This is a genomic window from Streptomyces sp. NRRL F-6676 (assembly GCF_000725625.1).
GTDB lineage: Bacteria > Actinomycetota > Actinomycetes > Streptomycetales > Streptomycetaceae > Streptomyces.
On sequence record NZ_JOHS01000061.1, the window covers coordinates 25,022 to 36,146 of the forward strand.

Below are 11,125 nucleotides of genomic sequence, written 5' to 3' on the forward strand. Positions count from 1 at the left end.
GGTCACGCCCCTGCCTTGGTGACGCCGAGGGTGGAGTCGGGAAGGCCCTTCTCGGGGACGTCGAGCTGGTCGATCTCGTGGAATTCGAGCTGGCGGCGCCGGTTGGCGATGACGCCCTCGGGACGGAAGCGCATCAGCAGCACGAGCGCGATGCCGAACGCGAAGAGCTCGTAGTTCTGGAGGAAGCCGAGCTTCTCGGGGATCAGATAGAGCAGCGCGGCACCGAGCAGCGGGCCGTTGACGGTGCCCATACCGCCGAGGACGACGGCGGCGAGCAGGAACGCGCTGTTGGGCGGCGCCGCGCCCGCGAACTGGTACGGCGCCGGGTTGACGCTGTACGAGACGTGCGCGCCGACCGTGCCGGCCAGGCCGGCCAGCGAGGCGCCGAGGGCGAAGGCGACGAGCTTGACGCGGAAGCCGTTGATGCCCATGGCGGTCGCGGCGGTCTCGTCCTCGCGGATGGCGATCCAGGAGCGGCCGATACGGCTGTCGGCGGCCCGGGTGAAGACCAGGACGACGATGGCCGTCACCAGCAGCATCAGGAAGAAGTAGTTGGAGAACCGGCCGAGGCTGCGGCCGAGGACGTCGTGGCTGTCGCCGAGGTTGAACCCGAAGATCTCCAGGTCCGGGATGCGGCTGATGCCGTTGGGGCCGTTGGTGATGTTGGGCCCGGAGCTGCCGTCCATGTTGTTGACGGCGATACGGAAGATCTCTCCGAAGCCGAGGGTGACGATGGCGAGGTAGTCGCCGCGCAGCCGGAGCGTCGGGGCGCCGATGAGGACGCCGAAGACGAGCGTGACGGCCATGCCGGTCAGGGCGGCGGCCCAGAACGGGAACTGGGTGCCGGAGAACCTGCTGTACTCACTGCCGGAGACCAGGGCCGCGGTGTACGAGCCGACGCCGAGGAAGGCGACGTAACCGAGGTCGAGGAGGCCGGTGAGGCCGACGACGATGTTGAGGCCGAGGGCGACGGTGCCGAAGGTGAGGATGTTGACGCCGAGGTTGGCGTTGTGGTCGTCGCTCTGGGTGAAGGGGAAGATCACCGCGGCCAGGAAGGCCAGGGCGACCGCGAAGCCCTTGTGGCGGGCGCTGATCTCCGTGTAGTGGGCGAGCAGCCCCGAGCGGTTGAACGCGAAGAGGGCGAAGACGAGGAGCAGCACGAAGCCGACGAAGGTCTCGCTGTCGTCGCTGTCGATGCCGATGCCGTAGGTGAAGGCGATCAGCGCCACGGCGGTGCCCAGGGTGATCACGAGCCGGCGCACCCAGGGGTTGGCCGGAACGGTGAAACGGCCCGGGTCGGGGGCGGTCAGATAGGCGCGGATGCCGCCGGGCCCGGCCGGCGCGGTGAGCGCGCCGACGACGGCGAGGGCACTGGCGACGGCCGCGACGTAGCCGCCGGGGTCGAGGTTGGCGAGGCCGCCGAGGTCGACCGCGATGGCGATGACCGCGAACCAGCAGACGGCGAACGCGGACAGGGCGGCGTAGAAGAGGGCCGAGGGCGTGGCGATCCGCTCCGCGCCGGGGAGCCGGAGCAGACCGAGGCGGGCGGCGCCGAAGAAGAGCGTGACCACGCCGGCGACGATGGCGAGGATCTGGAGACCGGCGGGGTAGCCGTAGACCGTCAGATCGCCGGGGAACTCGCTGGTCCAGGTCCAGGACAGGAAGGCGGAGGCGATGGTGCCGGCGCCGCCGAGCAGGACGAGGGCGAGACCGGCGCCGGGGGCCAGGGGTATCAGCCCGCGGGGAGCGGGCGGCGCGGGCGACACGGTGGGTTCCGGTGTCGTGGGTTCCGGGGTCGTTGTGTGGGTCATGGGATCACGCCCTGTCCGCGACACGTTCCCCGAGCAGGCCCTGTGGCCTCAGCAGGAGGACGAGGATGAGGAGGACGAAAGCCCACACGGAGGCCCAGCCCTGGCCGCCGAGCTGCTCCATGCCGGGGATGTCCGCGATGTAGGCGGTGGCCATGGCCTCGGCGACACCGAGGACGAGACCGCCGAGCATGGCACCGTAGATGTTGCCGATCCCGCCGAGGACGGCGGCGGTGAAGGCCTTGAGACCGGCCTGGAAGCCCATGTCGTACTTGACGGAGCCGTACTTGAGGCCGTAGGCGACGCCCGCGACCGCGGCGAAGAGGCCGCCGATGGCGAAGGCGATCACGATGATGCGGTTGGTGTCGATGCCCATGAGCTGGGCGGTGTCCGGGTCCTGGGCGGTGGCCTGCATGGCGCGGCCGGTGCGCGAGAGACGGACGAAGAAGGCCAGGGCGGTCATGCACAGCACGGCGGCGACGACGAGGAAGATGTCGCCGCTCTGGATGCGCACGGAGCCGACGTGGTACGGCCCGAACGGCAGCTGCGGGAAGACGCGGTCGGTCTTGGCGCCGGGGTACCAGTTGAAGACGGCCTGTTGCAGGGCGAGGGAGAGGCCGATCGCGGTGATCAGGGGGGCCAGGCGTGGTGCGCCGCGCAACGGACGGTAGGCGAAGCGTTCGGCTCCGACGGCGACGAGGACGGCGACGACCGCTCCGCCGGCCAGCATGAGGGGGAGGGCCAGCCACATGCTGGTGTTCCCGGGGAGCCAGAGGTAGACCGAGAGGGCACCGAAGCCCCCGGTCATGAAGATCTCGCCGTGGGCGAAGTTGATGAGCTGGACGATGCCGTACACCATCGTGTAGCCGATGGCGATCAGCCCGTACATCGAGCCGAGGAACAGCCCGTTGGCCAGCTGCTGCGGCAGTGTGTTCACCGCGCGGCCTCCGTGTGAAGTGAGGGAGTGGACCGGTCCGGTGGGACGGCCGGACCGGCATAGGGAAGGGGCCGCGCGGTGACGGGTGGTCTGCCGCGCGGCCCGGGGTGGTGCGGTGCGGTCAGCCGGCGTCGTAGGTGCCGCTCTTGACGGCCTTCCACTTGCCGTCCTTGACCTGGTACACGGTCAGCTGCTTGTTGGTCGTGTCGCCGTACTCGTCGAAGGCGACCGGACCGGCGATGCCGTCGAACTTGACCTTCTGGACCTGGTCGACGATCTGCTGGCGGGCGTCGTCCGGAACCTTGCCGTCCTTCACGACCTCGCCGACGGCCTTGATGATCGCCGTGGCGGCGTCGTAGGAGTAACCGCCGTAGGTGCCGTAGTCACCGGGGTACTTCTTGGCCTTGTAGGCGGAGATGAACTCCTTGGCGGCGGGCAGGGTGTCGACGGGGACGCCGACGGAGGTGGCGAGGTCGCCCTCGGAGGTCTTGCCCGCGGTCTTGATGTACGTGTCGGAGAACATGCCGTCGCCGCCGAACAGCGGGATGTCGGCGCCGGCGTCCTTGAGCTGCTTGGTGAGGATCTGCGACTCGTCGTACTGGCCGCCGTAGTACAGCATGTCGGCCTTGGAGTTCTTCACCTTGGTGACGAGGGTGGAGAAGTCCTTGTCACCGGTGTTGACGTGGTCGGTGCCGGCGATCTTGCCGCCCAGCTTGGTGAAGCTGGAGGTGAACAGCTTGGCGAGACCGGCGCCGTAGGTCTGCTTGTCGTCGACGACGTAGACCTTCTTCTTCTTCAGCGTGTCGTGCGCGTACTGCGCGGCGAACCCGCCCTGGAGGGCGTCGGTGGTCGCGGTGCGGAAGTACGTCTTGTACGGGCGCGCCTTCTTGGTCTGCCAGTCCTTGCCCTGGGTCAGCTCGGGCGCGGTGTTGGAGGGCGAGATCTCCACCAGGTTGGCGGTGGCGAAGACCTGCTGCATCTGGGTGGCCACACCGGAGTTGAGGGGGCCGACGACACCGAGGACGTCGTCGTCGGCGACGAGCGCGGTGGCGTTCTGCTGGCCGGTGGCGGGAATGGCCTTGTCGTCCAGGGCCTTCACCTTGAAGGTGACGCCGGGGACGGTCTTGTTCTTGTTGGCGTCGTCGACGGCGATCTGCACGCCGTACTGGATGCCGAGGCCGGTCGCGGAGTTCTGGCCGGTCAGCGGGGCGTCGACGCCGATGACGACGGTGGTGCCGCCCTTGTCGTCGCTGCCGCCGCTGTCGTCCCGAGAGCCGCAGGCGGTGAGGGTGAGTGCTCCCGCCGCCAGGGCGGCGGTGATGGCGATGAGCGAACGTGGGCGCACGATCGTAAGTCCTTTCACTGGCACAGCTGTTTCCCCGTGGAAGCAGCCGAGTCGTACGGCGGCCGGTTGTGGCTTTTCGGCTGCGCGGTGACTGGCGGTGACTCTAAGCGTGTGCGAGGAACGCAGAGGAGGACTTGGCCAAGGCTGTGACGCTCTTGTTATGACACGAGGTAATGCAGAGCGGTACCGACTGGGCGGAACGGCGGAATTCTGACCCATTCGTCCGGTCCGCATGCTGAGAACTCGCAGCACGGAGCGGATTCGTTCAGGAGTCTCGGCGGTTTTACTGATGACGGGGAAACGTTGCCAGAGGTTGCTCCGGGTGTTTCGGGCAAGGGGTGTGCGCCGTGCTGCTCCGGGTGAATATGGGGGTGTTTATTACCCGTGTATTACGCAGCGTTACGCCCGGGAAAGGGAATCCGGCATTCTTCGGCACGTCGCGTATGTCGTCCCATACGCGGATGCGGGGTGGCGGACGCGGGGTGGCGGGGGCCCCGCGGACATGCCTGTGCCGGAGCGCGGTGCCACGCACTCCGGCACGAGGGGGGTCCGGGCTGGTGTTTCGAGCGTTCGCCGGGTGTCCCGGCGCTTCAGGCGTTAGCCGGGGCGGCCTGGCGCTTCAGGCGTTCGTCGGGGTGTCCCGGTGCTTCAGGCCGTGGCGGGGGCGGCCCGGTGCTTCAGGCCGTGGCGGGGCCTCCCGGTGTTTCAGGCTCCGGCCGGGGCGTCCGGCGCGGTGCCGGGGGTGACGTCCCGCAGCATGCAGGTCAGCCGGGCGCTGCACACCCGCCGACCCTCCTCGTCGCTGATCACCACGTCGTACGTCGCCGTGGAGCGGCCCCGGTGTAGCGGGGTCGCCACACCGGTGACCAGGCCCGACCGGGCGCCGCGGTGGTGGGTGCAGTTCAGGTCGACGCCGACCGCGAGCTTCTTGCTGCCGCCGTGCAGCATCGCACCCACGGAGCCGAGAGTCTCGGCCAGGACGGCGGAGGCGCCGCCGTGCAGCAGCCCGTACGGCTGGGTGTTGCCCTCGACCGGCATCGTGCCGACGACCCGGTCCGCGGACGCCTCGGTGATCTGCACGCCCATCCGGGTGCCCAGGTGCCCCGCCGAGAACAGCGCCACCAGATCCACGCCGAGCGCGGCGTACTCGTCGACGACCTCCTGCGGGAAGGTCACGTTCTGCTGTTCACCCATGGGCCCTGGCTCCGTTCGTTCGTCGTGGACGGTCCCCGTCCGTGACCGGCCGCCGGCGACGGGGCCGCCGCCGGCTTCGCTGAGCGAACGCTCAGTCGGTCGCCGATTGTTCCAGGCGGACCACGACGGACTTGCTGGCGGGGGTGTTGCTGGTGTCGGCGGTGGCGTCCAGCGGGACCAGCACATTGGTCTCCGGGTAGTACGCCGCCGCGCAGCCCCGGGCGGTCGGGTAGTGCACGACGCGGAAGCCGGGCGCCCGCCGCTCCACGCCGTCCCGCCACTCGCTCACCAGATCGACGTAGGTGCCGTCGGCCACCCCCAGGGCACGCGCGTCCTCGGCGTTGACCAGCACCACCCGGCGGCCGTTCCGGATGCCCCGGTAGCGGTCGTCCAGGCCGTAGATCGTGGTGTTGTACTGATCGTGCGAGCGCAGCGTCTGCAACAGCAGCCGGCCCTCGGGCAGCTCCGGGTACTCCACCGGGGCCGCGGTGAAGTTGGCCTTGCCGGTGGCGGTGGGGAAGCGCCGCTCGTCGCGCGGGGCGTGCGGGAGGGCGAAGCCGCCGGGGCGGGCCACGCGCGCGTTGAAGTCCTCGAAGCCGGGGACGACGCGGGCGATGCGGTCACGGATCGTGGCGTAGTCCCGCGCGAACTCCTCCCACGGCACCTTGCTGTCCTGGCCGAGCACCCGCCGCGCCAGCCGGCACACGATGGCCGGCTCGGACAGCAGCTGCGGACCGGCGGGCTTCAGCCGGCCCCGGGAGGCGTGCACCATGCCCATGGAGTCCTCCACGGTCACGAACTGCTCGCCGCCGCCCCGCACGTCCCGCTCCGTGCGGCCGAGGGTGGGCAGGATCAGCGCGCGGGCGCCGGTCACCGTGTGGGAGCGGTTGAGCTTCGTCGACACGTGCACCGTGAGCCGGGCGCGGCGCATGGCGGCCTCGGTGACCTCGGTGTCGGGCGAGGCGGAGACGAAGTTGCCGCCCATCGCGAAGAAGACCTTCGCCTCGCCGTCGCGCAGGGCGCGGATGGCCCGGACGACGTCGTAGCCGTGCTTCCGGGGCGGGGCGAAGCCGAACTCCTTCTCCAGGGCGTCCAGGAAGGCGGGGGCGGGCCGCTCGAAGATGCCCATCGTGCGGTCGCCCTGCACATTGGAGTGGCCGCGCACCGGGCACACGCCCGCGCCGGGACGCCCGATGTTGCCGCGCAGCAGCAGGAAGTTGACGACCTCGCGGATCGTGGGCACCGAGTGCTTGTGCTGGGTCAGACCCATCGCCCAGCACACGATGGTGCGCTTCGAGGCGAGCACCATTCCGAGGGCGCGGTCGATGTCCTCCCGGGTGAGACCGGTCGCCGTGAGCGTCTCCGCCCAGTCGGCGGCCCGGGCCGCCTCGGCGAACTCCTCGAAACCGTGAGTGTGGGCGGCGACGAACTCCTCGTCGACCGCGCCGTCCGTCTCGAGGATCAGCTTGTTGAGAAGCCGGAACAGGGCCTGGTCGCCGCCGAGCCGGATCTGAAGGAACAGGTCCGTGAGCGCGGCACCCCTGACCATGCCCTGCGGCGTCTGGGGGTTCTTGAACCGCTCCAGGCCCGCCTCGGGCAGCGGGTTGACGCTGATGATCCGCGCGCCGCCCGCCTTCGCCCTCTCCAGCGCGGAGAGCATCCGCGGGTGGTTGGTGCCCGGGTTCTGCCCGGCCACGATGATCAGATCGGCCTGGTGCAGATCCTCCAGGAGGACGCTGCCCTTGCCGACGCCGATCGTCTCCGACAGGGCCGAACCCGAGGACTCGTGGCACATGTTGGAGCAGTCGGGCAGGTTGTTGGTGCCCAGCTCGCGGGCGAAGAGCTGGTAGAGGAACGCCGCCTCGTTGCTGGTGCGGCCCGAGGTGTAGAAGACCGCCTCGTCGGGGGAGGAGAGCGCGGTCAGTTCCTCGGCGACGATGTCGAAGGCGCGGTCCCAGCCGATCGGCTCGTAGTGGTCGGCGCCCTCCGGCAGATACATGGGATGGGTGAGCCGGCCCTGCTGGCCCAGCCAGTAGCCGCTGCGCCCGGCCAGATCGGCGACGGAGTGCTCGCGGAAGAACTCCGGGGTGACCCGGCGCAGGGTGGCCTCCTCGGCCACCGCCTTGGCACCGTTCTCGCAGAACTCGGCGGTGTGCCGGTGATCGCCCTCGGGCCAGGCGCAGCCGGGGCAGTCGAAGCCGTCCTTCTGGTTGACGCGCAGCAGCGTCAGCGCCGTGCGCCGCACGCCCATCTGCTGCTGGGCCATGACGAGGCTGTGCCGGACGGCCGGGAGGCCGGCCGCCGCGTGCTGCGCCCCGGTGACCTGCGGGGCGTCCTGCACCGGATCGGCCTTCGGCGGCTTCGTTGCCATCGCACGCTCTCCCTTGCGCCCGCGGGTGTGACCTGCCGTCTCCGATCCTCGCACGGGGCACCGACAACGCCGCCCCCGGTCGACGGGAGCGATGTTCGCCGGGTGGGGGAGGGGTGGTCGGGGTGTTCGCTCCTCCGGCCGGGCGGGTTCCCGGGCCGCGGCCCGGGCGGTTTCCGGTGGCGGACCAGGCGGTTTCCGGTGGCGGCCGGGCGGCGCGGGGGCCGGTGGGGCCCGGCTGTCAGTGGGGCGTGGCAGGATCGGGGACGTGGCAGAGACAGCATCGAAGAAGACCGACACGACCCCCGGCGGCGACCGTCCACGGCTGATGCTCATGGACGGGCACTCGCTGGCCTACCGCGCGTTCTTCGCGCTCCCCGCGGAGAACTTCACCACCGCGACGGGCCAGCCGACGAACGCCATCTACGGCTTCGCGTCGATGCTGGCGAACACGCTGCGCGACGAGGCGCCCACACACTTCGCGGTGGCGTTCGACGTCTCCCGCAAGACCTGGCGCTCGGAGGAGTTCACCGAATACAAGGCGAACCGCTCCAAGACCCCCGACGAGTTCAAGGGCCAGGTCCAGCTCATCGGCGAACTGCTGGACGCGATGCACGCGGACCGCTTCGCCGTCGAGGGGTTCGAGGCCGACGACATCATCGCCACCCTCGCCACCCAGGCCGAGGCCGCCGGCTTCGACGTGCTGATCGTCACGGGCGACCGCGACTCCTTCCAGCTCGTCAGCGACCACATCACGGTGCTGTACCCCACCAAGGGCGTCTCGGAGCTGACCCGGTTCACCCCCGAGAAGGTCGTCGAGAAGTACGGGCTGACGCCCGCCCAGTACCCCGACTTCGCGGCGCTGCGCGGCGACCCGTCCGACAACCTGCCCGGCATCCCGGGCGTCGGCGAGAAGACGGCCGCGAAGTGGATCAACCAGTTCGGCTCGTTCGCGGAACTCGTCGAGCGCGTCGAGGAGGTCAAGGGCAAGGCCGGGCAGAACCTGCGCGACCACCTGGAGTCGGTCAAGCTGAACCGCCGGCTCACCGAACTGGAGCGCCAGGTCGAGCTGGAGAAGACGGTCGCCGACCTGGAGCGGGTCGCCTACGACCGCAAGGCGGTCACGATGCTCCTGGACACCCTGGAGATCCGCAATCCCTCCCTGCGCGAGCGGCTCTTCGCCGTCGATCCCGGCGCCGAGCAGGCCGAGGCCACGCCGGTCGCCGCCGGTGTCGCGGTGGACGGCGCGGTGCTCGGCGCGGGCGAGCTGAAGCCCTGGCTCGCCGAGCACGGCACGGTGCCGCTCGGCCTGGCCACGGTCGACACCTGGGCGCTGGGCACCGGCTCGGTCGCCGAGGTGGCACTCGCCACGGCCACCGGTGCCGCCGCCTGGTTCGACCCCACCGCGATCGACGAGGCCGACGAGCAGGCGTTCGCGGCCTGGCTCGCCGACGCCGAGCGTCCCAAGGTGCTGCACAACGCCAAGGGCGCGATGCGCGTCTTCGCGGAGCACGGCTGGACGATCGAGGGCGTCACGATGGACACCGCCCTCGCCGCCTACCTGGTCAAGCCCGGCCGCCGCTCCTTCGACCTGGACGCGCTGACCCTGGAGTACCTCGGCCGCGAGCTGGCGCCCCCGGCCGCCGCCGACGGCCAGCTCGCCTTCGGCGCCGACGAGGAGGCAGAGGCGGACGCGCTGATGGTGCAGGCCCGCGCCATCCTCGACCTCGGCGAGGCGTTCACCGGCAGACTGGAGGAGGTCGGCGCGGCCGATCTGCTGCGCGACATGGAGCTGCCGACCTCCGCGCTGCTCGCCCGCATGGAGCGGCACGGCATCGCCGCCGACCGGGCGCATCTGGAGTCCATGGAGCAGATGTTCGCGGGCGCCGTCCAGCAGGCGGTGAAGGAGGCGCACGCGGCGGCGGGCCACGAGTTCAACCTCGGCTCGCCCAAGCAGCTCCAGGAGGTCCTCTTCGGCGAACTGGGCCTGCCGAAGACGAAGAAGACCAAGACCGGCTACACCACGGACGCCGACGCCCTGGCCTGGCTCGCCGCCCAGACCGAGAACGAACTCCCGGTGATCATGCTCCGCCACCGTGAGCAGGCCAAGCTCCGCGTCACCGTCGAGGGACTGATCAAGACGATCGCCGCGGACGGCCGCATCCACACCACGTTCAACCAGACCGTCGCCGCCACCGGACGGCTCTCCTCCACCGACCCCAACCTTCAGAACATCCCCGTCCGCACGGACGAGGGCCGCGCCATCCGCCGCGGCTTCGTCGTCGGCGAGGGCTACGAGTCGCTGATGACGGCCGACTACAGCCAGATCGAACTGCGCGTGATGGCCCACCTCTCCGAGGACGCCGGCCTCATCGAGGCGTTCACCTCCGGCGAGGACCTGCACACCACCGCCGCCTCCCAGGTCTTCGGCGTGGAACGCTCCGCGGTGGACGCGGAGATGCGCCGCAAGATCAAGGCGATGTCGTACGGCCTGGCGTACGGACTGTCGGCCTTCGGCCTCTCCCAGCAGCTCAACATCGACGCCGGCGAGGCACGCGCCCTGATGGAGGCCTACTTCGAACGGTTCGGCGGCGTACGGGACTATCTGCGCCGCGTGGTGGACGAGGCCCGGGCGACGGGCTACACGGCCACGCTCTTCGGCCGCCGCCGCTATCTGCCCGACCTCAACAGCGACAACCGCCAGCGCCGCGAGGCCGCCGAGCGCATGGCGCTCAACGCCCCGATCCAGGGCACGGCGGCGGACATCGTCAAGATCGCCATGCTCAAGGTCGACAAGGCGCTGCGCGCGGCCGGCCTCACCTCCCGCATGCTGCTCCAGGTCCACGACGAAATCGTCCTCGACATCGCCCCCGGCGAACGCGATGAGGTCGAAGCCCTGATCCGCCAGGAAATGACCACAGCGGTCCACCTCAAGGCCCCCCTGGACGTCTCGGTGGGCTCCGGCCCCAACTGGGAATCAGCGGCCCACTAACCTGACCCGCCCCCACCCCACAGAGCGGCGCCGTCCTGCGGCCCCGCCGGGGGTGGGCGACCCGTGCGGGGTCGCGCCGGGCTTTTGAGGTGCGCGGGGCTGTGTCGTTGCGCGGCTCCGCCCGGGGTGGGCGACCCACGCGGGGTCACCCCGGGCTGTTAAGGGGCATGGGGCTGTGTCAATGTGCGGCTCCGCCGCGGGTGCGCGACCCACACGGGGCCACCGCAGGCTTTTAAGGGGCGCGGGGCTGTGCCACAGCGCGGCTCCGCCGGGGGTGGGCGCCCCATGCGGGGTCGCGCCGGGCTTTTAGGGGCGCGGGGCTGTGTCTTCGCGCGGCTTCGCCGCGGGTGCGCGACCCACACGGGGCCACCCCAGGCTTTTAAGGTGCGCGGGGCTGTGTCTTCGCGCGGCTTCGCCGCGGGTGCGCGACCCACACGGGGCCACCCCAGGCTTTTGAGGGGCGCGGGGAACTGCGCGACAA

General features: G+C 70.6%; 6 protein-coding genes. 1 reads left to right on the forward strand and 5 read right to left on the reverse strand.

The window, feature by feature from the left end; genetic code table 11:
- Positions 1–2: 2 nt before the first annotated feature.
- The 5 genes from IO29_RS27200 to IO29_RS27220 all read right to left on the reverse strand — a co-directional run bounded on the left by IO29_RS27200 (position 3) and on the right by IO29_RS27220 (position 7,655).
- A complete protein-coding gene (locus IO29_RS27200; protein WP_030382373.1) occupies positions 3–1,811 on the reverse strand; it encodes a branched-chain amino acid ABC transporter permease in 1,809 nt (602 codons plus the stop codon).
- A gap of 4 nt (positions 1,812–1,815) precedes the next feature.
- Positions 1,816–2,745 (reverse strand): branched-chain amino acid ABC transporter permease, encoded by a 930-nt coding sequence (locus IO29_RS27205; RefSeq protein WP_030382374.1) that lies wholly within the window; start codon positions 2,743–2,745, stop codon positions 1,816–1,818.
- A 121-nt stretch (positions 2,746–2,866) separates the two neighbouring features.
- The gene (locus IO29_RS27210; protein WP_030382375.1) at positions 2,867–4,090 is read right to left on the reverse strand and encodes a branched-chain amino acid ABC transporter substrate-binding protein; all 1,224 of its coding nucleotides are present in this window, start codon (positions 4,088–4,090) and stop codon (positions 2,867–2,869) included.
- 705 nt (positions 4,091–4,795) lie between these two features.
- Complete coding sequence (locus IO29_RS27215; protein WP_030382376.1) at positions 4,796–5,284, reverse strand: PaaI family thioesterase; 489 nt, start codon at positions 5,282–5,284, stop codon at positions 4,796–4,798.
- A gap of 91 nt (positions 5,285–5,375) precedes the next feature.
- Positions 5,376–7,655 (reverse strand): FdhF/YdeP family oxidoreductase, encoded by a 2,280-nt coding sequence (locus IO29_RS27220; RefSeq protein ID WP_030382377.1) that lies wholly within the window; start codon positions 7,653–7,655, stop codon positions 5,376–5,378.
- Between the two features lie 265 nt (positions 7,656–7,920).
- Between IO29_RS27220 and polA the strand changes: the two genes are divergently transcribed.
- Entirely contained in the window at positions 7,921–10,644 is a 2,724-nt protein-coding gene (polA, locus tag IO29_RS27225) for a DNA polymerase I (protein ID WP_030382378.1), read from the forward strand.
- The last annotated feature ends 481 nt before the right edge of the window (positions 10,645–11,125 follow it).

Coding starts and splice junctions, on each gene's coding strand:
- IO29_RS27200 (WP_030382373.1), bottom strand. CDS start 1,811: ATGACCCACACAACGACCCCGGAACCCACGACACCGGAACCCACCGTG.
- IO29_RS27215 (WP_030382376.1), bottom strand. CDS start 5,284: ATGGGTGAACAGCAGAACGTGACCTTCCCGCAGGAGGTCGTCGACGAG.
- IO29_RS27220 (WP_030382377.1), bottom strand. CDS start 7,655: ATGGCAACGAAGCCGCCGAAGGCCGATCCGGTGCAGGACGCCCCGCAG.